We start from the raw sequence: 25,982 nt of genomic DNA on the forward strand, positions 1-25,982 counted from the left end.
GACGTCGCTGGCCATTCGCAGTTGGTGGCGTACGTGGTTGCCGTGCAAGCGGTCAGCGATGAACAGGCGCTGCGTGAGGCGTGCAAGCGTCAGCTCAAGGGCGACCTGCCGGAGTACATGGTGCCCATCCATTGGGTCTTCCTCGCCAGCCTGCCGCTGACCCCCAATGGCAAGCTCGATCGCAAGGTGTTGCCGGCGCCGGATGCCAGTCTGGCGCAAAAAACCTATGTAGCGCCCTGTAGTCCTTTGCAACAGCAGGTCGCAGCGATTTGGCAAGACGTATTGAAAGTCGAGCCTATCGGCCTGGAGGACCATTTCTTTGAACTGGGTGGGCACTCACTACTGGTCGTGAGCGTGGTCTCGCGCCTACAACTTGAGCTGGGTATGCAGTTGACGCCGCAGTTGATGTTCCAACACCCGACTCTGGGCGCGTTTACCGCCCAGCTTGAGCAGCAGGCAGGACCTGTCACCGCGCAGAAACTCGACAAACTTGAAGCCCTGCTCGATGAAATGGAGGAGTTCTGATGGATAAGACTGTCGCCGCCCGTATTGCCCGGCGTTTCATCACCCTGCCCCTGGAAAAGCGCAAGCTGTACCTGGAAAAAATGCTGGCTGAAGGGGTTTCACCCACCAACCTGCCAATCCCTGAAGTGCAGTCAGCCTTCGAATCCATCCCACTTTCTTTCGCTCAAGAACGGCAGTGGGTGCTCTGGCAACTAGACCCCGACAGCGCAGCCTACAACATTCCAACTGCCCTGCGACTCAAGGGTAAACTGGACGTCGTGGCGCTGGAGCAAAGCTTCAACGCCTTAATCGCCCGTCACCAGACGCTGCGCACCACGTTTGCACATGGCGAAGATCGACCATTGCAAATTATTCACCTCGACATGCCGATGCAGATCCAGCAAAGCAGCGTTTCGGGGCTCGATGACGCAGGAATCAAGGCATTTATCCAAGTCCAGGCTTACCAGCCATTTGATTTGCAGCAAGGCCCACTGTTGCGTGTAGCCTTGCTACAGCTGGGCCAGGATGACCATGTACTGGTGCTGACCCAGCACCACATCGTCTCGGATGACTGGTCGATGCAGGTGATGGTCGATGAACTGGTTGCACTGTACTCGGATTATCAGCAAGGCCAACCAAACGTCTTGCCAGAGCTGACAATCCAGTACGCCGACTATGCCATCTGGCAACGTCATTGGATGGAGGCCGGTGAAAGCGAACGCCAACTGGCTTATTGGCAAGCCCAATTGGGTGGTGAACAACCCGTATTGGAGTTACCCACCGATCACCCACGGCCAGCTGTCCAGAGCTATCGAGGGGCGAACATTGCAGTCACGGTTCCAGCCTCCCTGGAACACAACCTCAAGCAGCTTGCCCAGCAACACAATGTGACTCTGTTTATGTTGCTGCTCGCCTCGTTCCAGGCGCTGTTGCACAAGTACACCCGCCAGCCCGACGTTCGCGTAGGCGTACCTGTAGCAAACCGTAACCGTGTTGAAACCGAGCGCTTGCTGGGTTTTTTCGTCAATACTCAAGTGCTCAAAGCACGCTTCGATCACACGCTGTCTTTTAGCGAACTCTTGGCGCAGGTCAAGCAAACGGCACTGGATGCCCAGGCGCATCAGGACCTGCCTTTCGAACAACTGGTCGAGGCCTTGCAGCCAGAACGGAACCTGAGCTTCAACCCGTTGTTCCAGGTGATGTACAACCACCTCAATGACCATCAGGGCAGCGCAACCACTCAACCGGCGTCGGCCGCCTTATTGAACGTCGAAGGTATCACGTGGGGTAACCGCACCGCACAGTTTGATCTGACGCTCACCACGTTCCAATCAACCCAGGGCCTGTCGGCTACCCTGAACTATGCTAGCGACCTGTTTGATTCCAGCACTGTTGAACGCCTCGGGAACCATTGGCTTAACCTGCTCGAACGCTGTATCGCCGCCCCGCAGCAGCCCATCGTCAGCTTGTCGCTGCTCAGTGCCGTTGAACAGCAGCAGATCTTGCGCGACTGGAACGCCACAGCCTCTGAGTACCCACAACAACACAGCATTCATGGGTTGATCGCAGAGCAGGTGGCGCGTCAGCCGGACGCCGTGGCCCTGACATGCGGTACCCAGACCCTGAGCTATCGCCAGTTGGACGCCCGGGCCAATCAACTGGCCCACAAACTGATCGAGCTGGGCGTTGGCCCCGAAGTGCGAGTCGGCGTGGCCATGCAGCGTTCCGACGCTTTGATCGTGGCCTTGCTCGGCGTACTCAAGGCCGGCGGCGCCTATGTGCCGCTGGATCCGGATTACCCCGCCGACCGAGTCGCCTACATGCTCGAAGACAGCCGCGCCCAAGTGCTGCTGACCGAAGCCCAATTGCTCGCCGAACTGCCGCGCACCCAGGCTCAGGTGTTGCTGATAGATCAACTGGCGGGCTACCCGCTGACCGCGCCGGCCAGCCAAGCCGCGCCCGACAATTTGGCCTACGTGATCTACACCTCCGGTTCCACTGGCAAACCCAAAGGCGTGGCCATTACCCATAGCAATGTCTTGGCGCTGGTCCACTGGTCGCAGGAGGTCTACAGCCAAGAAGATATCCAAGGCGTGCTGGCCTCGACCTCCGTGTGTTTCGACCTCTCGGTATGGGAAATCTTCGTCACTCTGGCCAACGGCGGCTCACTGATCCTCGCTCGTAATGCCCTGGAGTTGCCCGACCTGCCCGCCCGGGATCAGGTGCGCCTGATCAATACCGTACCCTCGGCGATCAATGCCTTGCTGCGCGCCGGGCAAATCCCTGACAGCATTCGCATCATTAACCTTGCGGGCGAGCCACTGAAACAATCGCTGGTGGAGAATCTCTACCACCAGGCCGCAGTTGAGCATGTCTACGACCTCTATGGGCCGTCCGAAGACACCACATACTCCACCTGGGCTCGTCGCGAAGTCGCAGGCCAGGCCAACATTGGCCGCCCGCTGCACAATACCCAGAGCTACCTGCTCGATGCCGACCTGCAACCCGTTCCCACAGGGGTTGCAGCGGAGTTACATCTGGCCGGCGCCGGGATCACCCGAGGCTATCTCGGCCAAGCCGCGATGACCGCCGAAAAGTACATACCCAACCCGTTTTCCACCAACGGCGAGCGGCTGTATCGCACTGGCGACCTGACACGTTATCGCGCCGATGGCGTCATTGAGTACGCAGGGCGCATCGACCATCAGGTGAAGATTCGTGGGTTTCGTATCGAACTCGGCGAAGTCGAAGCGCGCCTGTTGGCACTGGGAGATATTCGCGAAGCAGTCGTATTAGCCCAGGAAGTCTGCGGCAGCCTGCAGTTGGTTGCTTATGCAACCACACCAGGCCCCCTAGGTGATGCGATGGCTCAAAAGCTGCTGCGTGACACACTCAAGTACCAACTCAAGGAGCACCTTCCGGATTACATGGTGCCCAGCCACTGGGTATTCCTCACCAACCTACCCCTGACGCCCAACGGCAAACTCGACCGCAAAGCCCTGCCCGCCCCCGATGCCAGCCAGGCCCTGCACGCTTACGTGGCACCGCAGAACAATCTGCAACAGCGCATCGCCAGCATCTGGCAAGACGTCCTCAAGGTTGCAAAAATCGGCCTGAACGACAACTTCTTCGAGCTGGGCGGCGACTCGATCATCTCCATCCAAGTCGTCAGCCGCGCACGCCAAGCCGGCATCCACTTTACCCCCAAGGACCTGTTCCAACACCAGACCATCCAAGGCCTGGCCAGCGTGGCGAAAAACCACGGTCAGGGCCTGGCGATCGACCAAGGCCCGATCACCGGCGGCGCCCCGCTGCTACCGATTCAGCACCTTTTCTTCGACACCGACATCCCCGAGCGACACCACTGGAACCAGTCCGTGCTGCTCAAGCCCGCCACGCACCTGGAACTGCCGTTGCTGGAGCAGGCACTCGATGCCCTGATCCAACACCACGACGCCATGCGTCTGAGCTTCCATCAGGCCGACCACGGCTGGAGGGCCGAGTACCGTCCGACCACGCCATCAGTGCTATGGCAAACCCAAATCGACGACACCACGCAGTTGCAATCGTTGGGTGACGATGCCCAGCGCAGCCTCAACCTGCAAGATGGACCGCTGCTGCGGGCAGTGCTGGTGGGTTTGAAGGACGGCAGCCAGCGTTTGCTGCTGGCCATCCATCATTTGGTGGTGGATGGCGTGTCCTGGCGGATATTGTTTGATGATTTGCAGCTGGCCTATCGTCAACTGCAAGCGGGTCAGACGATCAGGTTGCCGGAAAAGACTAGTGCCTACAAAACCTGGGGTGAAAAATTGCAGGCCTACGGTCAGCACGATGTCCTGCAACAGGAACTGTCCTACTGGGAACAACAACTGGATACCGCCAGCCATGACCTGCCCCACGCCAACCCTGACGGCAACCTGAGCCATAGCCAGGCGACGACTGTCGATATCCAGTTGAACAAAACCCTGACCCAGCAACTTCTGCAAGTCGCGCCCGCAGCCTATCGCACACAAATCAATGATCTGCTGCTGACTGCCCTGACCCTTGCAGTCAGCCAATGGACCACCCGCGACGACGTCGTGATCCAACTGGAAAGCCATGGCCGCGAATCCCTGTTCGATGATATCGACCTGACCCGCACCGTCGGCTGGTTCACCAGCCTACACCCGGTCAAGTTGACCGCCCATCAGGATTTGGGTGAAGCCATCAAACAGGTCAAGGAGCAACTGCGGGCGGTTCCCGAAAAAGGCATTGGGTTTGGCGTCCTGCGCTACCTCGGGGATGCTCAGACTCGGGAACGCCTGGGTGCATTGGCCGTGCCGCGCATTACCTTCAACTACCTGGGCCAGTTCGACGGCAGTTTCGACAGTGTCAAAGGGGCGCTGTTTGTGCCTACCGGCGAGGAGCGCGGCGCCGAAAAAAACCGCGAAGCGCCTTTGGGCAACTGGCTGACCATCAACAGCCAAGTCTATGACAACCAGTTGAGTATGGGCTGGACCTTCAGCCATGAAGTCTTCCCTGTCGACGTCATCCAGAACCTCGCCGACAGCTGCCTGCAGGCGCTCGAACAGTTGATCGCCTATTGCTGCGACCCCCACCACCAAGGTGCAACACCCTCCGACTTCCCATTGGCCGGATTGAGCCAGGCACAACTGGACACACTGAGCCTCCCGGTCCGGCAAATCGAGGACATCTATCCACTGTCACCGATGCAGCAAGGGATGATGTTCCACACCCTTGAAGCATCCGAAGCGGCGGCTTACATCAATCAGACTGCCGTAACAGTCAGCGGCCTGGATATCGCGCGCTTTACCAACGCCTGGGAGGCGGTCGTCGAACGCCATGAAATCCTGCGCACCAGCTTCTGGACCGCCAGCCATCTGGTTGAGCCGCTCCAACTGGTGTTCAAAAAAGCCGCCTTGCCCCTGCACATTCTTGATTGGCAGAACCGTGAGGACTATGCGCAAGACCTGCAAGACCTGGTCGAAGCCGATAACCGCGCAGGCTTCGAGCTGCTTACGGCACCGCTGATGCGCCTGACGCTGGTCAAACTGCCGGCCGAGCAGTTGTATCTGGTCTGGACCCATCACCACATTTTGCTGGACGGTTGGAGCAGCTCGCGTCTGCTTGCCGAAGTATTCGAGGTCTACAACGGTAAGGTCCCGGCCCCCAAGCGTGGCAAGTACCGCGACTACATCGCGTGGTTGCAAGCCCAGTCACAGGCATCTCTGGAAGCTTTCTGGAAATCCAAGTTACAAGGGCTGGACGGGCCAACCATTCTCGCCAAAAGCCTATCGCCACTGCCGGACCCTAGTGGCGAAGGGCACGAGGCGCTTTACCTCAACTGGGACGTGCAACAAACCCGGCGCCTGAAAGATCAGGCACAACAGCTGCGCGTGACGCCCAACACCTTTATCCAGGCCTCCTGGTTGTTATTGCTACAACGCTATACAGGACAAGACAGCGTGTGCTTTGGCGGTACCGTCGCAGGACGGCCCCCCAGTCTTGAAGCATCTGATGAAATACTGGGGTTGTTTATTAACACCTTGCCGATCATTCAGACCCCACAACCACAGCAGACCGTGGTCGATTGGTTGCTTGAACTGCAAACTTACAATGTGGAAGTTCGCGATCACGAACATGCATCACTGGCCGACGTACAACGCTGGTCGGGGCAAGGCGGCCAGGCGCTGTTTGACAGCATTATCGTGTTTGAAAACTACCCAGTGGATGAGCGCCTCCATGAGGCCGAGCAGGACCAACTGACGTTCGGTGAAACCAGGACCCAGGGCGTGACTAACTTCGCCATGGACCTGGCGGTCAACCTGGGTAATCGCCTGACCGTCGAGTTTATGTATCTTCGTAATCGCTTCACTGCGGAGGCGACCGCGCAACTACGCCGCAGCTTTGAAACCCTGTTGCTGGCCATGCTCGACAATCCGAGAGCCACCCTGGGCAGCCTGTCCACGATCGATGCCGATGAGCAACATGCCCTGGAACAAGGCAATAAGCTAATTGCCGGAGCCTGCGCCCTGCCCTTGCTGGCGGCACAAATTCGCAACCATACAGCCGACAATCCCGATGCAGTCGCGGTCATTTGTGAGCATCACCAACTGACCTACGGTCAACTGGAGCAGCGTGCCAACCGCCTGGCCCAGCACCTGATCGCTCAAGGGGTGGGGCCTGAGACCTTCGTTGGTATCGCCCTAGAACGCTCGGTGGACGTGGTCGTCGCCTTCTATGCGGTGATGAAGACCGGTGGTGCTTATGTCCCGCTGGACATCGACTACCCGCAAGACCGGGTGAAGTGGATCGTCGAAGACTCGGCCATGACGGTACTGCTGACCCAAAGCTCGTTGCGCAAGCGCTTCGACCAGCCGTGGGTGCCCGCCCTGATCGAACTTGACACCCTGCCACTGGCGGCCTTGCCCGACAGTTGCCCGGCATCGCTAGTGGACGCGGACAACCTCGCGTACCTGATCTATACCTCAGGCTCTACCGGCAACCCCAAGGGGGTGGCGGTCAGTCATGGGCAGATTCGCATGCACTGTCAGGCCATTGGCCAACGCTATGAAATGGATAGCAGTACCCGCGAACTTCTGTTTATGTCGTTTGCCTTCGATGGAGCCCAGGAGCGTTGGCTGAGTACCCTGTCCCACGCGGGACAATTGGTAGTGCGCGAGAATCGCTTGTGGACACCCGAAGAAACCTGGCAAGCCTTGCACACCCACCAGATCAGCATCGCCTGTTTTCCGCCGGCCTACTTGCAACAACTGGCAGAGTACGCCCGGGATTGCGGCAAGGCGCCACCAGCGGTGCGCATCTACTGCTTTGGCGGGGATGCAGTGGCCGACGCCAACTTTGAGTTGGTCAAGCAGGCACTCAAACCTGAGTACCTGACCAATGGCTATGGCCCAACCGAAACAGTGGTAACACCACTACTGTGGAAAGTCGCCGCCAGTGGAACCTGCGGCGCGGTGTATGCACCGATTGGTACACGGGTTGGCAAGCGCACGCTGTATGTGCTCGACGAGCACCTCAATCCGTTGCCTGAAGGTGTGGCGGGTGAGTTGTACATCGGCGGTGAAGGCGTGGCCCGGGGTTACCATCAGCGTCCGGGGTTGACGAGCGAACGGTTTGTCGTTGATCCATTCGCTGCCAATGGCACGCGTTTGTATCGAACCGGCGATCTGGTCCGTCAGCGGCCTGACGGTACGATTGACTATCTGGGACGCCTGGACAATCAGGTAAAAATCCGTGGATTTCGCATCGAACTCGGCGAAATCGAGTCCAGGCTGCGACATATTCCTGGGGTGCAGGATGCGGTGGTTGTCGCCCGCGATGCGGGGGTTAGCAAACAACTGATTGGCTACGTCGTGACACCGGCCGATGAGGCACCTGCAGAGCGCCTACGGGGTGTGCTCCAGGCCGACTTGCCGGACTACATGGTACCCGCGCAGATCATTCGTCTGGCCGCATTGCCACTCAATCCCAACGGGAAGATCGACCGCAAGGCTCTGCCCGATCCCGACTTCAAGGGCCGTGAGTTCGTAGCCCCACGCAACGCCGTGGAGCAGGCCCTGGCGACCATTTGGCAACAGGTGTTAGAGCTGGAAAGCGTGGGGGTGACCGACAACTTCTTCGAGTTGGGCGGCGATTCGCTGCGCATCCTCAAAGTACTGTCCAAAGTCCGCAACCAGCCTGATTTAGGGTTGGAATTGAAACTGCGGGACATGATCGGTAAACCCACCATTGCTGAACTGTCGGGCTTCGCCCCGGCAACCGATCTGGATCCGTTACTGCTGCTCAACAGTCGCGTACCTCACGCCCAGCCCTTGTTCTGCCTGCATGCCGGCTTTGGCACAGTGTTCGACTACAACCCCATCGCCCGCCGACTGGAAGGCCAGCGCAGCGTGTATGGCTTGCAATGCCGCATGCTGCTCGACCGTGACTGGCAGGACGAGTCGCTCGTGTCGATGGCCATCGACTACGCCCAGTACATCCGCCAGAAACAGGCCCTGGGGCCTTATCAATTGGTCGGCTGGTCCCTGGGGGGCACTCTCGCGGTGTTGGTGGCCCAGGAGCTTGAGAAACAGGGCCAGGAAGTGGAGTTCCTGGGCTTGATCGACAGCTTCATCCCTTCTGCTACCCCTACCGCCCCCGACTTGGATTGGGGCGATGATTTGCGCGGTTTCCTCGCGGTGATCTTCGCCCAGCCCGCTGGGCAATTGCCCCTGCTGACGCTGCCAGCCGAGTGCCCTCAGACAACGCTTGAGCAACTGATTGCGCAGGTCCGCAAGCAAATCAATGGCACCTCGGCGTTCGGCGATATCGGTGTCGAAGAGTTGGCCCAGACGTTTAAGGTTGCGATGAAGCTCAAGGCCCTATCCCTGAACCTCAATGCGTTGCCACAGACACGCGTATCGGCCTGTTGCTGGTGGGCCTGCGACGTCAATACACCAGACTTTGCCAACCCGGTGGCGGGCAGCGTACTGGACGAACGGATCGTCGCCGGGCATTACCAGATGCTCAACAACAATCAACTGCTGCACAGCCTCCTCCAGCAATTGCCGCAGCGTGAAGTAGTTACCGGTTAATTCTGCCAGCGCCTCGGGTCTGTCGCCCGGGGCGCTTTTGTTTGGCTACCCCTTATAAGGAACACGCAATGCCTCTGGACCCCGACCTCGAAGGTTTTCTGGAACTGGCCGAGATGGGCCGCCTAAGCGGCAAAAGTAAGCCGATGCACCAACTCACACCGCAAGCCGCGCGTGCCGAGTTCGACCTGACGTCACAGATTCTTGATCCCAGCCCGCCCGGCGCCATCAACGTGAGTGCGTTACAGATACCGACGCGCGATGGCCATCAACTGGCAGCCCGCCTCTACCGCAAGGCCGGTACAGAGCAAAGCGCGCTACCAGTGATCCTGTATTTTCATGGCGGAGGCTATGTGGTTGGCAGTCTCGATTCCCACGACTCGATCTGCCGACGCTTGGCCGCCAACGGCCGTCATGCAGTACTGGCCCCGGCGTATCGCCTAGCCCCGGAGTATCCGTTCCCCACGGCAGTGCATGATGCGGTGGACAGCGCCAACTGGCTTGCCGGCCATGGCGCAGAATTGCAGTTGGACTCGCGCCAGGTGATCGTCGCCGGCGACAGTGCTGGCGCAACCCTGGCAACAGTACTGGCCATCAGTGCCGTACAGTCGCCCGAGGAGATGGTGCTTAAACCACAGGCCCAGTTATTGTTCTATCCGGTCACCGACACCCAACGTACCCGCCCCTCCCACCAACGGTATGCCGAGGGTTATCTACTGGAGAGCGAGACGCTGCAATGGTTTTACCGGCATTACACGCCGGACACTGTGCAACGCGGCGACTGGCGCACCTCGCCATTGCGCGCCCAAGGGTTGAGCGCTTTGGCGCCGGCCTACATCAGCCTGGCCGAGTACGATCCGCTGTATGACGAAGGCTTGGAGTACGCCGAGCTCTTGCAGAACACAGGAACCCCAGTGACCTTGCTCACGCACAATGGTCTGACCCACGATTTCCTGCGTATGTCCGGGATTACTGGGGATATTGCGGGTATTTACAGCGCGGTGGACCGCTGGTTGGCGCAGCAATAGTCCAGGCTGAGCAGGTACAAAAAACCACCTCGCTTGAGGTGGTTTTTTTATACAACTACCAAGACAAACCTAAAACGTACCGCGTACAGTCAGCATGTAGTTACGCGGTTCGCCGTAATAATTACCGTATTCGGAGGTTTTCAGCGTCTCGAAGTACTTACGGTCAAACAGATTGTTTGCATTGAGGGCAACAGTCCAATTTTCATCGACCTTGTATTCGACCATAGCGTCCCATACGGCGTAACCGCCTTGGGCGAAGTCATACGGTGTCTTATCGTAGCTGTCGTAGTAACCATCTTCTTTTTTTACCCGGTAAGCGATACCGCTGGCATAACTGGCGCTCTGCACATTGACACCGCCGCCGACTTTCCAGTCGGAGAGGCGGTCAGGCAGTGTGTACATAGTCCACAACTTTGCCAGATGCTTGGGCGTCACCGTGGTGAGGAAGGTCTCTTTGGTGCCATTTTCTATAAGATTCAAGGTGTAGCCACCCATCACCATCCAACCAGGCGTTATCTCACCACTGGCCTCAAGCTCAATCCCCTTGCTAGTGATCTCGCCCTGGGCCAAATAACAGCAACTACCTCCATATAGAGCGGCCTGCCGCGGATACCGCGGATCCTCAATCGCTTCTTTCTCCCGCTTGGTGTAAAACACCGCGGCCGACAAGTTCAACGCCCCACCGTAGAGTTCACCCTTTATGCCGGTCTCGTATGTCTTGCCAACCATAGGTTCCAGCGCTACACCGGAAGTCACTGGGCCTTGCAGTTGTTGGGCTTGGGGTTTGAATATTTCAGAATAACTGGCATACGCCGACCATTCATCGTTGAGGGCATAGACCAGGCCACCAAAAGGCACCAACTTAGTTGGCTCACGATGGTTCGTTCGGGACTCAACAGCCCATGCACCATCATCATTTACGGCTGTGTACGTCTGTTCAAACTTATAACGCTGAGCCCTGGCCCCGATGATTAACTTCAGCGGATCGGTTAACTGCAGGCGCAACGTCGAATACAGTCCATATTGCTTGCGGGTGTTTGGGCTGTAGTCACGCGTAAAATCATTTGAATTGCCTATGCTGGACGGAGGTAAAGGCGTGAGTTCCGGGTTGTAGACGTCGATCGGATAGAACCCGGCCATGCCCCACGTTCCCTGCCAACGACTGGTTACCTTCTGCGCATCGGCGCCAATCAGCAGTTCGTGCTCGCGATTGAATGCCGTAAATTTCCCGGACACGTTAGCGTCGAACAGAGACTGCTCACTCCTGGTTTTAACGTAACTCCCTCCCCAGGTTGCACCTTCGAGGGTGATTGGGTCGGGAGAGCCCGTGAGAAACGCACCTTTGGTGGTGGACTTATTGAAACTATTGGTGAAGGAAACGTTGAGTTTCCAGTCGTCCGTCAAGTCCTGATCATACTTGGCGAACAACTCATGAGTACTGACGTCTGCATAAGCCCAGTTGGGCGTATACCATCTACTGCGTTTTAATTTTAGATCCTGTCCGGTACTGAACCGAGGAAGACCATCACCCGTGCCATTTTCATGGGTTTCCTCATAACGTCCACCGACTGTGACTCGAGCCGTGTCCGACACATCGGCCTCCAGAACACCATAGATAAAAGGCTTCTCGGTGCTACGGTTGTCCATGAAGTACTGTCGGTCGGAATTGGCGACCACTACCCGTCCTCGTAGCTTGCCGTCAAAGGCCATCGGCCCTGTCACATCGACTTCAGTACGGTAGTTATCCCAGGATCCTGCCGAGGTGTTGAACTTGAGCTGAAAGTAATCCAGCGGGCGCTTACGAACGAGGTTGATGATGCCGCCCGGATCACCGGTGCCGCCAAACAGCCCGGATGAGCCCTTCAAGACTTCGATATGGTCGAACTCGGCCATGTCATAGGTTTGGTTGCCATAAAACGTACCGATTCCAGAGCCAATATCCATCGGTGAAGCACCGTCAATCTGGATATTATCGATACGAAAACCACGGGAGATGAACTGCGGCATCCGATAGTTGGCATTTTTAACGGTGATGCCTGGCGTGCGCCGCATGGCATCGGACAGATCAACAATGCGCCGGTCTTGCAGGACCTGTTGGGTGATGACAGACACAGACTGCGGTGTGTCCCTCAGGCTGGTGGGCGTTTTTGAACCGGCACTGACCAGGCCGGTGGTATAGGAGCCGGAGTTTTCCGTCATCTGTCCCATACCCTGGCCCTGGATGGTGGTGGCGCCCAACTCCAGGGCTGAGCTCGCGCCACTTTCAGGGCTGAGGATAACCGTATTGTTTTCAATCCGAAAACTCAGGCCTGCACCTTTGAGCAGCGCCTCAAGCGCAATTGCAGGTTCGAGGCTGCCATTGACGGCGGTGGACTTCTTGCCCGCGACCATATCCGGCCCGAAAAGCACTTGCAGGCCGGTCTGCTTGCCCAGTTCGGTCAGCGCCTTGTCCAGCGACTGGGCTGGTACATTCACCTGTATGGGTTGGGCAAACGCCCCGCCGCAGACACTGAGAGTCAACCCCAGGACCGCCATCGACACGCAACTGCGGCAGGAAGAGAGGGGAGCATTGAAGAGTTTTTGCCTGAACCTTTTACTCTCGCGTTTCATTGTTTGGTTTAGCCCCAGATATGTCATTAATGTCGAAGGCCTTCCACTCTTGGGGCGGAATGGCCTGAATATAGTTAAACCGTCCGGACTCCACTCCCTGTTGCAGAGGGACGGTTTTGACTTGAATCGGTATCGAGCCATTAATGAACGTTCGGGATAAAAATAATTTAGACGGATTCTCAATCACTTTGTAACAGAAACAAAAAAGGACATCTCACGATGTCCCTTTTCATTTAAAGCCGTGCTTACCAGAAGGTACCGCGCAGGGTCAGCATGTGGTTGCGAGGGTCGCCGTACCAGTTACCGGAGTAGGAAGACCCCACAGCCGTGTAATAGGTTTTGTCGAATACGTTATTGAGGTTGTAGGCCAGCGTCCAGTTCTCGTCCAGGCGATACTCGGCCATCGCGTTCCAGACTGCATAGCCTGACTGCTTGTAATCAAAGGGAATGGATAGGTCTTTATCATCGGCATCCTTGACCGGATTCCCCATTTTATCCAGGACACCAGCAGATCCGCTGACGTAAGTGGCGCTTTGCAGATTGACCCCGCCTCCCAGCTTCACATCATTGAAAGCACCTGGCAGGCGGTAAGTGGACCAAAACTTGACCATATGCTTGGGGGTGATAGCGCTGAATGCAGCATTTTTCGTTCGGTCTTGATTGTTGTTATAGGTATAGCCGGCAATCAGCATCCAGTCAGGCATCACTTCACCCGACACCTCAATGTCGAGGCCTTTACTGACTACTTTGCCTTCTGCCAGATAACAGCAGTTGCCGCCGAACTGGACATCGGTCGATGGGTAACGGGAGTCACGTACCGCTTCGTTTTCCCGCTCGGTGTAGTAAATGGAGAAATTGGTGCTCACCGCCCCGCCAAGCAGTTCGCTCTTCAACCCAGCTTCATAGGCGCGGCCTTTCATTGCCTCAAGTGGCGAACCTGGTGCGGGGCCCTGTAATTTCAACTGCTGAGGCCTGTACTGCTCGGAATAGCTTGCGTAAGTCGACCACTCATCATTCAGGTCGTAGACCAGACCGCCATAGGGTGTGAGCTTGGTAGGCTCCCGGGACGACACGTCGGATTCCGGCTTAAAGCCGCTCCCATCCCAATCAGCCATATAGGTCTGGTTGTACTTAACACGTTGGACACGGGCACCAACAATCAGATGCAGAGGTTCGGCGAGTTGCAAACGCAAGGTTGAATACAACCCGTACTGAACTTGGTCATTGGGGTTGTAATCACGGAAAAAGTCCTTACGGGTTGCCGGCTGAGGCCAAGGTGTGGAGTCTGGATCAAACACATTCAGGTCACCACCTGCCCCTTCGCTTTGTCCCGTTCCGCGCCACCGACTGGTGATTCTCTGATGATCCATACCGAGCAAAAATTCATGCCGTAAACCGAACGCATCAAACTTCCCGGCAAGGTTGATATCTGCCGATCCCTGTTGGCTGCGATACGCAGTGGTATTACCGCCCCAATGAGTACCTTTGAACGTGATCGGATTGAGTCCATTGCTGGCAAAAGCGCTTTTCGAAAGCCCGGACTCCAGAGTCCTGGTGTAGGTCGCGTTTACTTTCCAATCGCTGTTGAACTCATGGTCGATCTTGGCAAACAGCTCTTGTGACCGGCCGTCCTGATAGGCCCAACCCTGTGTAAGACTCGTACGCCTGGATAAACCCAGGTCATCGCCGGTGATGTACCGCGGTAAACCAATACCGGAGCCATTCACATGGATTCGCTCGGAGCGGCCGCCAAAAGTCACCCGGGTATCTGGCTGGATGTCAGCTTCCAGCACCCCATACACCGTTGGTTTCTCGTCGCTTATATGATCCTGGAAAGATCCATTGTTGCTGTAGGCCGCCACCAACCTGCCACGCAACTTACCGTCAAAGCCCATAGGCCCGGTTACGTCGAACTGGGTACGATAGTTGTCCCAGGAGCCTGCCGAAGTGTCGATCTTCAACTGGTAGGCATCCAATGGACGCTTGCGCACCAGGTTGATCATACCCCCCGGATCCCCCGTGCCGCCGAACAACCCTGACGCTCCGCGCAGCACCTCTACGTGGTCGAACTCCACCAGGTCGTAATTTTTGTTGGAGTAAAAACTTCCCGCCGAATTACCCAAGGCCATGGGCGCGGCGCCGTCAATCTGGATGTTCTGGATCATGAAGCCGCGAGAGTAAAAATCAGTGGTGCGAACACTGGTTTTTTTCAAGGTAATCCCAGGCGTCAGCTTCAACGCGTCGGTCAGGTCCACCCCCCTGCTATCCTGAATCGCCTGCGCTGTCACCACCGACACCGACTGCGGCGTCTGCCGTAACCGGGTCGGAGTCTTCGAACCGATACTGGTCAACCCCGTGGTATAGGACCCCGAATTCTCCGTCATCTCCCCCATCCCCTGCCCCTGAATGGTGGTAGCCCCCAACTCCAACGCCCCACCCTGTACCGGCGCCTTCTCAATCAAAATCACATCATCACTCAATAGGGCAACCAAGCCGCTGTTCAGCAACAACCGATCAAGTCCCTGCTGTACCGGGTAGCTCCCCTTCAACCCGTCCGACTGCTGACCAGCCACCAATTCGCTGACAACCATCAACCGCAACCCGGACTGCTCGGCAAAGCGCGTCAATACCTGGTCAAGTTGACCGGCCTCGATAGCGTAGGTCCGGCTGTCGCTCTTCTGCTGCTGCGCCGCCTGTGCCGGCAGGCTCATACCCACGGCACTGGCCGTGGCAAGTGCCAGGCTCAAGGCGGTGTGCCTGATCAGATGCTGCATAACGCTCCCCTTGCTGAAATCAGCCAAATAAAAATCAATCTCAACAAGAAAGACGCCAGCCCTCTGAACACCGACAGTGGCTATATGCATTTATTTTTGCCATAAATCGCTTTCACGGCGAATCGTCACATTCAGCCAAGACAACATCCGCACATATAAAAAGCCCGCAATCACGCGGGCTTATTTTTTATCTGCGACTTACCAGAAAGTACCGCGTAGGGTCAGCATGTGGTTGCGCTCATCGCCGTACCAGTTGCCCGAGGAAGGCGTCCCAAGTTTGCTGTAGTAGTGCTTGTCGAACAGGTTATTGACGTTGTAGAGCACACTCCAGTTCTCATCCAATTGATACTCGGCCATGGCGTCCCAAACAGCGTATCCGGACTGGCTGTATTTAAAATCGTAATACCGCTTCTGAGGGGCAAACCAGGTTGTCCCGCTGACATCAGTAGCACTCTGTAGATTCACGCCGCCGCCCACCTTCAGGTCATTGAACAGACCTGGCAGACGGTAGGTAGACCAGAGTTTGACCTGATGCTTGGGTGTCACACTGCTGAACACTTTGGCTTGAGTGCGATTGCGGTTGTGGTTATAGGTGTAACCGGCCAGTACGTTCCAGTCCGGCAATACTTCGCCGGTGAACTCCATATCAACACCCTTGCTGGTCACTTCCCCTTGAGGCAGATAGCAGCAACTGCCACCGTGCAACACACTCATCTGTTCATAGCGTGGATCCAGGACCGCCTCGTTTTTGCGGGCGGTGTAGTAAAGCGCAAGCGATGTATTGACGGCCCCTCCCCACAACTCGCCCTTGAGCCCGGTCTCGTAGGTCTTGCCGGTCATGGGTTCGATTGAGCTGCCGGGATACGGACCCTGCAGTTTGGTTTGCTGCGGTTTGAAAATCTCGGAGTAACTGACGTAGGTCGACCATTCATCCGTGAGGTCATAGACGATACCGCCGTAAGGAACAACCTTGGTGGCTTCACGAACCGATATATCCGAGTCGGTTCCCCAGACGCCCTGCTTATCGCGGGACCGATAGAGCTGATCAAATTTATAACGTTGTGCCCGAGCGCCAACGATCAAGTGCAGCGGCTCGGCCAGTTGCAGACGCAGCGTCGAATACAGGCCGTACTGCACCTGGGTATTGGGACTGAATCGGTGGAAAAAATCTTTGTTGGTGTCGGGCTGTAGCCAGGGCGCTGGGTTAAATACATCGATTGGTACACCCGATCCAGTGGCCTGGGCAGTCCCCGCCCATGAACTGGTGATTTTCTGGTGATCCATCCCCATAAGGAGCTCATGCTGCAACCCGATTGCCTCGAATTTACCCGCAAGATTCACATCAAACAGCTTTTGATCGCTGCGGTATTTGTTGTTGGAGCCCCCGGTATTGGGCCCTGTCCTGGACTCAGGATCGACTGCACCAAAGGAAAAGGCGCTTTTCGAGAAGCCAGAATCCAGGGTCTGGGTGTAAGAAACGTTACCCTTCCAGTTATCGTTGAACTCATGGTCGATCTTGCCAAAGATTTCCTGGGATCGACCATCCAGGTAGGCCCAATTCTGCGTCAGGCTGGCGCTTCGCGAGAGCCCCAAGTCCCGGCCATCGAGGTAACGCGGCAAGCCCGTGCCTGAACCCGTCTCGTGGATACGCTCAGAGCGCCCGCCCAGGGTCAGGCGCGTGTCATCCGTGATATCCGCTTCCAACACCCCGTAGAAAATCGGCTTTTCCAGGCCTCGGTCATCCGCCATGTATTGACGATCCGTGTAGGCCGCCACCATTCGCCCACGCAACTTGCCGTCGAACCCCAAAGGCCCCGTGACATCCATCTGGGTACGGTAGTTGTCCCAACTCCCCGCCGAGACATCGACCTTTAACTGGTAAACGTCCAACGGGCGCTTGCGCACCAGGTTGATCATGCCGCCAGGGTCACCTGTGCCGCCAAATAACCCGGACGCACCCCGCAAGACTTCGACGTGGTCGTACTCCACCAGGTCGTAGCTCTTGTTGGAATAGAAACTGCCCGACGTGGTGCCCAGGGCCATAGGAGCAGCACCGTCGATTTGAATGTTCTCGATGTTAAAGCCGCGAGAGGAGAAGTCTGACAACCGGAAGTTGTTGTTCGTAACCGTAATGCCTGGCGTCATTTTCATGGCTTCGGCCAGGTCGGTCATGCGCTTTTCTTCAATAACCTGCGCTGTCACCACCGACACCGACTGCGGCGTCTGCCGTAACCGGGTCGGAGTCTTCGAGCCGATACTGGTCAACCCCGTGGTATAGGACCCCGAATTCTCCGTCATCTCCCCCATCCCCTGCCCCTGAATGGTGGTAGCCCCCAACTCCAACGCACCACCCTGTACCGGTGCCTTCTCAATCAAAATCACATCATCACTCAATCGGGCGACCAAGCCGCTGTTCAGCAACAACCGATCAAGCCCCTGCTGCAGCGGGTAGTTCCCCCTCAACCCGTCCGACTGCTGACCAGCCACCAATTCGCTGACAACCATCAACCGCAACCCGGACTGCTCGGCAAAGCGCGTCAATACCTGGTCAAGTTGACCGGCCTCGATAGCGTAGGTCCGGCTGTCGCTCTTCTGCTGCTGCGCCGCCTGTGCCGGCAGGCTCATACCCACGGCACTGGCCGTGGCAAGTGCCAGGCTCAAGGCAGTGTGCCTGATCAGATGCTGCATAACGCTCCCCTTGCTGAAATCAGCCAAATAAAAATCAATCTCAACAGGAAAGACGTCAACCCTCTGAAACCCGACAGCGGCGGCAAGTGTATTTTTTGCAAGCTGAGTTACTGTCGCGGCGAGTCGTCGCGCTCGATCACGGTCAGCCACGGCAGCAAGCGCACCCGCAGCGGCAAGGTGCGTTGCAGCAGTTTCAATTGGGCGTCGGTGTCGTCGGTGGCGATGATGCCGGTCACGGGCAGGTCGCGCAGGCCGCTGTCACGGACCCAGATTACGCCGCGATGGTAGCGGCCAAGTTGCTCCAGCACATCACCCAGGGGCTGGCGGTTGAACACCAGTTTGTCGCGGCGCCAGGCCGTGGCGGTGCCGACGTCGACTGGCTGGGTGCGCGAGAGACCTTCCGGGCCGTATTGCACGGCCTGACCGGCCTCGACATCGGTGGTCTGTGGATCGTCGTCCAATGTCACGCGCACCGTGTGTTCGGTGACGACCATCCGCACCTGCTCGCCTTCGCGCCGCACGTCGAAGCCGGTGCCCAGCGCTCGCAGGCTGCCACGGCCGGCGCGTACTTCGAATGGGCGCTGGGCATCGGGAGCGACCTGGACAAAGAGCTCCCCGGTATAGAGATGCAGCACACGACGATTACCGTGCATTTCGATATCCACACGCGTGCGTGGCGCCAGTTCCAGGTGTGAGCCGTCGGCCAGTGTCACACGGCGGTGCTCACCCAGGCCGGTCACCTGGTCCGCCATCCAGCCTTGTTGCTCCGCCTGCCAGGACAAACCGCCTGCCAGGCTCAACGCGACGACAAGTCCCAGTTGCAGCAAGCGGCGTGACGACGCGGGCGGACGCTCCAGTGCGCTGCCCAGGCTCTCCCACAACCGCTCCGCCGCATGGGCGGCGCGTTGGTGCTCCGGGGAGGTTTCGCACCACTGCAGGTAGGCGTCCCAAGACGGTGCCTCGGCACTGCCCGAATGCAGGTCGACCAGCCACTGCAACGCTTGCTCGGTCAGCAGCGGCGAAGGTTTACTCGGGGCAGGGTCGCGTGTCACTCGGTCATCCCGAGGCGACGGGCACAGTGCAGCACGGCACTCATGATGTATTTGCTGACCATGCTGGGGGAAACCCCAAGCTGCTGGGCGATGGCGGCATGGCCCAATCCATCGAGGCGATTGAGTAACAAGGCCTGGCGGCTGTTCTCGGACAATTCACTCAACGCCTGATGCAACAGTTGCAACTGCTGGCGCATTTCCACCAGTGCCGCCGGCCCCGGGCACGGATCCAGCAGTTCGTGCTGCACATCCTCCAGCGAGTCCATCGGCCCGCGCCGCGTGCGGCTGCGCCCAAGGTCAATGATCAGGTTGCGCAACACGCGAATCAGGAAAAACCGTGGGTTGATAATCGTATGGGTGCGCTGCTGTCGATCCAGGCCAACGTAACGCACGAATGCGTCCTGAGCGAGATCGGCAGCCATCTCCCTGTCGCCCAGGCGACGGTAGGCAATCTGCTGCAGTTCGCGATGATAGAGGCGAAACAACCGGTCCAGATTATCCAACGCACACTCCATGAGCATCCGTGTGCAGGGCACACATAGGGGGCGCTAGACTACAATTTATGAGAATCGTTCGCAACAGCATAAAACTTGCGAGCGCTGACTGACTGGCAGCGCCCGCAACCGTTTTAGCTCTGCACCGCCGCCTGTTGGCGCGCCTTCTCCAGCAGCGCGGCCTTCTCCTCTGGACTCATTGCGTCCAGCCGCAAACGTGCCTGGGCCAGTTTCTCCAACTGGCCTGGGCTATCTTCCTGGGCGCGCAAGGCCTGGGCCAGTGCGCCGGGACTTGGGTGATCGAACACGATGCCGGGGTGGACTTCGCAGTGCAGCAGTTTGCGAATCCCGGCGACCAGCTTGATCACCAGCAGCGAATGGCCACCGGCGGCGAAGAAGTCGCGGTCGCGGCTCAAGCGCTCGCGCCCCAGCAACTGGGCCATGCGACTGGCCAGCAAGGTTTCAAGGGCGTCCAGGGGCTCGATGAAGGTGTCGTCTTCTTCGACCAACTCCAGATTCTGCAAGGCCTGGCGGTCGACTTTGCCGTTGCCCAGGCGCGGCATGTGCTGCACCACCTGGTACTGGTGCGGCACCATCACCGCCGGCAAGCGCTCAGCCATTTGCTGCTTGAGGTTTTGCAGCCAATCCGCAGGCGCGTCCTGGCTCGGCAGTACAAAGGCGACCGGCTCATCGTGCGCCAGCAGCACCACGGCTTCGCTCACGCCTGGCACGCGCAGCAGTTGTTGTTCGATTTCTGCCAGTTCGATACGGAACCCGCGCACCTTAACCTGATGGTCACGCCGGCCATACAGCGCGATACCGCCTTGTGGCAGGTAGCGGGCCAGGTCGCCGCTGCGGTACAACCGTTCGCCAGGGTTAAACGGACTGTTGATAAACGCTGCATCGGTCTGCGCCGGGTCATTCAGGTAGCCACGGCACAATTGCTGGCCGCCGATATACAGCTCACCCAGTTCGCCGCAGGCCACCAGTTGCAGGCCCTCGTTGAGGACGAACAACTGGTTGTTGGGCAATACCCGAGTCAGGGGAATGGCCAGGTCTTGCAAGTCGTCCGGGCTGATTGTATGCACGGCGACGCCAACGGTGGTTTCGGTGGGCCCGTAGTGATTGAACAGACGGCAATCGGCGCGCAGGTTGAAGATGCGCGCAACCGTCCCCTGACCGATGGCTTCGCCGCCGAGGATCAGGGTGGCCGGCACCTTCGGCTGCGGTGCTTCGAGCAAGGCGGCAAGATGGGACGGCACGATTTTCAGGCAATCAATGCCCTGGGTGTCGATGAAGGCTGCGAAGGCTTCGGGATCCTGCATCGTCGCCTCGTCAGCGATATGCAAGGTGGCGCCGTTGTACAGCGCACCAAACAGGCTGGTGTTACCCAGGTCCGCCGCGACAGTGGAGCCTTGGGCGAAGTGCCGGCAAGCAGCCAGCTCCAGTTCACTGCTGACGCCCGCGACGTAATTGAGCAATTGCCGATGCTCGACCACCACGCCCTTGGGCACCCCGGTGGTGCCGGAGGTAAACAGTACATAAGCGGCGTCCTGGCCTTGCAGGGTTGCACTAGGTCCTTGCGCCAGCGGTTGCTGCACCTTTTGATCGAGGTCCAGTACTGCGCAACCGACTCCATCCAAAGCCACACCCTGGGTGACCAGTAGTTGCGCACCGGCCAGTTCCACCAGTTGGGCCTGGCGCGCCACTGGCCAGTTCGGGTCCAGCGGCAGATAGGCAGCGCCTGTGCGCCAGGTCGCAAGAATAGTCAGCACCTGGGCCACGCCGCGCGGCAAGGCCAGGGCGACGATGCTGCCGGGGGCTACACCTTTTTGACGCAGACGGCTGGATAATTGACGCACGCCGGCATCCAACTCGGCGTAGGTCAGCGACTGCTGCCCCGCGACCAATGCCAACGCGTCCGGGGTGATTTCGGCCCAATTGAGAATATGCTCAGGCAACAGCACCCGCTCTTCCAGCACTTGCGGCGCGGGATTGAACGCCAGCAGGCGTTGGCGTTCCGCCTCACCCAACAGGCTCAGGGTTGCGATGGCCGCGTCCGGCTGCTCCAGCAGACTGCCCAATAGCACTTGATACTGCGCCAGCAGCGTCTGCATCGCGGCCTGGCTATAAACGGCAGCGGCATAGTCCAGCGACAGACCGGTGACAGCGCCGCCCTCCTCCATATCGACATTCAGCGCCAGTTCAAACAGCGGCCGAAGATCAGCACTGTAGGCGCCGCTCCAGGTGCATGCCCCCACTGTGCGCGCTGCCGGTTGCTGGCGCACACCAAAGCCATGGGTCAGCGGCAGGCCGGCGTCGAGCGGCGCATATTCTTGCCAGGTGCCATGGGTCTCCAGCACACCGGTCAGCTCAGCCAACACACGCGTGAACGATGCTGTCGGCGCCAGGTTCAGGTTCAACGGCAGGGTTCTTTCCAGCAGGCCCACGGTGGGTGCGAAGAACTCATAGTCCTGGCGCGCGTCATGCCGCAGGCCCGCGACAAAACCTTCGCGCCCACTGACGCGCGCCAGCAGCACCCACCAGGCTGCTTGCAATAGCGTGGTCACCGGCGTGTTGTGCTGGGCTGCCAGTTGGCTCAGGCGCTCCAGCACACGTGGGTCGAGGGCGGCAGTCAGTGTCTGCCCACCGGCCTTGCCCGGCGCAGTGTCCGCGTAGCGCACCGGCAACTCCGGTGCCAGCACCCCAGTGCTCGGCAGGCAGGCTTGCCAATAGGCCTTGGCAGTATCGGCATCTTCGTCGAGCACTACTTCGGCATGCCACTCCAGGTACTGGGCAAACTGCCCCAGCTCCTCATCCACGGCGCAACTGCCCTGCTCATACGCCGTACACAGGTCTTGATAAAGAATCCCCAGGCTCGCCTGATCCCCCACAAAACCCGCCAAGCCCAGGGTCAATTGCCAGTGTTGCGCGTCGATACGCTGCAACAGACCCTCGAAAAACACCCCGGACGCCAGGCTCACCGGGCGTTGGCACCACTGCACCAAGACCTGCGTGGTGTCGCTGGACTCATCCACCGCCAATGCCACATTCGCCGCACCGGCCTCAAAGAACTGCCGCAGGCCACGATAACCGGGCGCCGTCGCCAATCGGGCGAGCAGCGCGGTGTGACGCTGGCTCAAACCGTTTAAAACCGCTTGCAGGCGTGAAACGTCGAGCGCGCCCTTGATCTGGATATGCAACAGGTGCGCGATATCACCCCAGCTCGCACCGTCCTGTGCGTCCAGCACCCGCTGTTGTTGTTCCGGGAGCAGCGCCAGGCCTGCATCGTTAAGCGTACTCATGCCTCAGTCCCTTCAGTTTGCATACGTGTAGAGGGCGTTACCGTTTCCAGGTCGCGCCGCTCGATCATTTCACCCATGGCCACGACGATTTTGCGTGGGCCTTCAAAGGGGTCGCGGGCGTGGGCGGCAAGCATGTTGTCCAGCAGGATCACATCGCCCTTGCGCCAGTCAAAACGCACCGCACAGACCTCGTAGAGTTCGCCCAGGAGTTGCATCACCGCGTCTTCAATCGGGCTGCCATCGCCGTAGTACACGTGGCGCGGCATCCGCTCGGGACCGAACAGGCCCAGCAGGTCGTCGCGCACGTCAGGGTCCAGGCAGTAGATGTGGTGCAGTTGCACCTGGTTGAAGAAGGTTTTCTCGCCCGTGGTCGGGTGGGTGATGATCGCCGGGCACGGGGTGCGGATTTGCAGTTCGTCGTTGTCCAGCCAGGTCCATTGAATGCCAGCCAGCGCGCAGCGCTGCTCGACCTGGGCGCGGTCTTCGGTCTTGAAAAAATGCTGCCAGGACACGTCGAGCTTATCGGCGAAGGTGCGCACATACAGCAGGCCCTTGCTTTCGAATGTATCGCGCAACGCTTGCGGCAAACGCAGGTACATCTGCCGGCAATCGACCACCGGCGTGGCACCGCCCACGGGCGACGGTTGCTCGCAGAAGAACAGTTGCTTGCGCGGCCAGCGATCCTGATGCGAGCTCTCGTTGTGGAACAGGATCATTTTCTTTTCCGGGTACGGCGTAGAGCGGTAGGTGTTCTTGCCGCCCTCTTTCTTCGGCAAGTCGCCGTACTGGCCGTACAGGCCCGGCTGGACTGCTTCGGCAAAGGCCTCGAAATCGTGGATATCACGCATGGCAAAACCTCGGAACAGGATCCCCGCATGCCGCGCCAACTTCTCCTCGACCAAGGCGCGATTGGCCTGGACCCACGTCACCAGGTCGAGCCCCGGATCATTGGGCTCCATCAGCAACGGGAACACCTGGTCGGCGTTCAACAGCGATTCACGCATCGCCGGCAGCGGGGCCCTGGCCACCGGGCTCGACGGTTTCTTGAGGAACTTGCCCAGTTTGTCGGCTTTCGGGCTGGCAGGTGCGGCAGGAGCAACAGCGGTATTCGACGGCATGATGATGTCCCCTAATCGGATGTCTGGATCCATGACAATCTGTTGAAGAATTCCCATCCAGGCGCTCACAAGCTCGGTAATGCGCTCTTGTTTGAATAAGTCATTGGCGTACTGCCAGGTGCCTTGCCACTGCCCGGCTTCTTCGTCGATGAACAACGCCATGTCGAACTTGGAATAGCCGCCCAGGCTGGGCACCACCTCCACGGCAATGTCCGCCAGGCCAGCGCTGTGCACCGGCAGGTTGTTCATCACAAACAGCACTTGCACCAAGGGGTTGAAGCCCCTGTGCCGGGGCACGTTGCTGGCTTCGGCGATCATGTCCAGGGGCAGGTCCTGATGCTCGAATGCCGTGAGGGAGGTTTCCCGCGCAGCAGCGAGGAAATCACTGAACCGGGCCTTTGCGTCGAAGCGCGAACGCAGGGGCAGGATATTCACGAAGAAACCAATCAAGCCTTCCAGCTCGGCATGCTGGCGCCCCGCGACATCAGCGCCCACCAGCAAGTCGTCGCTGGTGCCCAGGCGATGCAGTAACACCTGGAATGCCGCCAGCAAGGTGGTGTAAGGCGTAACGCCGTGGCGGCCGGACAAGCCTTTGAGTGCCTCGCCCAATGCCGGCGGCACGCTGAACGACTCGCTGGAGCCTTCAAAAGACGGTACTGGCGGCCGTGGAAAATCAGTGGGTAACAGGAGTTGGCCGGGATGACCGGCCAGGGCGTCCTTCCAGTAGCGGGCCTGTTGCTGCAAGACCCCGGCCTGCTCCAGCGCCAGTTGCCATTGGGCATAGTCGCTGTATTGCACCGGCAGCGGCGGCAAGTCGATGCCACGGCCGTGCTTGAGCGCGGCGTAGTGTTGCACCAGTTCACCCACCAGCACCGCCATCGACCAACCATCGGAAATGATGTGGTGCATCGAATACAGCAGCACATGCTCATGGGCACCCAGGCGCAGGATCTGCCCACGCAACAGCGGCGCTTGTGCCAGGTTGATCGGGTGTCGGGTGTTGTCCAGCGTGGCCTGGGCGACCTGGGCTTCCTGTTCGATACGGTCCAGGTGCGACAGGTCGACCAGGGCGAAGTCCAGTGCCACCTCTGGCGAAATCACCGCCAATGGATCGCCGTCATCGTCTGCTACATAGGCGGTGCGCAGCACTTCATGACGCTGCACCACGCACTTGAGGCTTTCGATCAGCAACGGCACCGAGACTTCGCCACGCAAGCGCAACGCCAGCGGCATGCCGTACGCGCCGTTGCCGGCCGAGAACTGTTCGGCCACCCACAAGCGGCGCTGGGCCAGGGACAAGGGCGCAGTGCTGCGCGGGCCATGGGCGCGCAAGGCGATCTGCGCCGGTTGCGCGGCCGAGCGGCCCGCCAACACGGCGGCAAAGTCTTCCAACACCGGAGCATTGAACAGGTCCCGCAAGCCAGGGTCGCTGGCCAGGGTTTGCTTGAGCCGCGCAATCACCTGGGTGGCCAGCAGCGAGTGCCCGCCCAGTTCGAAGAAGTTGTCGCTCACCCCCACCTGCGCCAGACCCAGCACCTGTTGCCAGACCTCGGCAATCTGCTGCTCCAAGACATTGCGCGGCGCGATATAGTGCTGCTGCAAGGCACTGGCATCCGGCGCGGGCAACGCCTTGCGATCGAGCTTGCCGTTGGGAGTCAGCGGCAGGCTGGCGAGGAATACCCAATGGCTGGGCACCATGTACTCCGGCAGGTCGCCCTTGAGCTGACGCTTGCACGCCTCACGCAGCGCCTGTTCATCGCTGACCGCTTGCACGGCAACCACGTACGCCACCAACTGCGAATGGCCAGCGACGTC

The 25,982-nt window shown here is 58.9% G+C and carries 10 protein-coding genes; 3 read left to right on the top strand and 7 right to left on the bottom strand.

Annotated elements, in window-relative coordinates; all coding sequences use genetic code 11:
* From HBO24_RS28825 to HBO24_RS28835, 3 genes are all read left to right on the top strand, one after another.
* The coding region (locus HBO24_RS28825; protein ID WP_262381569.1) for a phosphopantetheine-binding protein at positions 1-525 on the top strand (525 nt) is incomplete at its 5' end.
* The gene (locus HBO24_RS28830; protein WP_170060809.1) at positions 525-9,101 is read left to right on the top strand and encodes a non-ribosomal peptide synthetase; all 8,577 of its coding nucleotides are present in this window, start codon (positions 525-527) and stop codon (positions 9,099-9,101) included. The genes HBO24_RS28825 and HBO24_RS28830, both read left to right, overlap by 1 nt.
* A gap of 68 nt (positions 9,102-9,169) precedes the next feature.
* Complete coding sequence (locus HBO24_RS28835; RefSeq protein WP_057959168.1) at positions 9,170-10,126, top strand: alpha/beta hydrolase; 957 nt, start codon at positions 9,170-9,172, stop codon at positions 10,124-10,126.
* Positions 10,127-10,195: 69 nt separating this feature from the next.
* On the opposite strand, the gene HBO24_RS28840 is transcribed toward HBO24_RS28835, so the two are convergent.
* The 7 genes from HBO24_RS28840 to HBO24_RS28870 all read right to left on the bottom strand — a co-directional run.
* Positions 10,196-12,736: a TonB-dependent siderophore receptor gene (locus tag HBO24_RS28840; protein WP_169961404.1), complete on the bottom strand. Its 2,541-nt coding sequence runs from the start codon at positions 12,734-12,736 to the stop codon at positions 10,196-10,198.
* A 245-nt stretch (positions 12,737-12,981) separates the two neighbouring features.
* Positions 12,982-15,600, bottom strand: a complete 2,619-nt coding sequence (locus HBO24_RS28845; RefSeq protein ID WP_262153100.1) for a TonB-dependent siderophore receptor — start codon at positions 15,598-15,600, stop codon at positions 12,982-12,984.
* Between the two features lie 108 nt (positions 15,601-15,708).
* Complete coding sequence (locus HBO24_RS28850; protein ID WP_262153099.1) at positions 15,709-18,348, bottom strand: TonB-dependent siderophore receptor; 2,640 nt, start codon at positions 18,346-18,348, stop codon at positions 15,709-15,711.
* Complete coding sequence (locus tag HBO24_RS28855; protein ID WP_170060810.1) at positions 18,306-19,250, bottom strand: FecR family protein; 945 nt, start codon at positions 19,248-19,250, stop codon at positions 18,306-18,308. Before HBO24_RS28855 ends, HBO24_RS28850 begins: the two co-directional genes overlap by 43 nt.
* Complete coding sequence (locus tag HBO24_RS28860; RefSeq protein WP_225923851.1) at positions 19,247-19,753, bottom strand: RNA polymerase sigma factor; 507 nt, start codon at positions 19,751-19,753, stop codon at positions 19,247-19,249. The genes HBO24_RS28855 and HBO24_RS28860 overlap by 4 nt, the downstream gene beginning before the upstream one ends.
* Positions 19,754-19,878: 125 nt before the next feature.
* Complete coding sequence (locus HBO24_RS28865) at positions 19,879-23,049, bottom strand: amino acid adenylation domain-containing protein (protein WP_170060811.1); 3,171 nt, start codon at positions 23,047-23,049, stop codon at positions 19,879-19,881.
* Positions 23,046-25,982 (bottom strand): condensation domain-containing protein (locus HBO24_RS28870; RefSeq protein WP_170060812.1); only part of this gene is annotated, 2,937 nt, incomplete at its 5' end. The genes HBO24_RS28870 and HBO24_RS28865, both read right to left, overlap by 4 nt.

Source organism: Pseudomonas sp. WS 5410 (assembly GCF_012985645.1).
GTDB lineage: Bacteria > Pseudomonadota > Gammaproteobacteria > Pseudomonadales > Pseudomonadaceae > Aquipseudomonas > Aquipseudomonas shahriarae.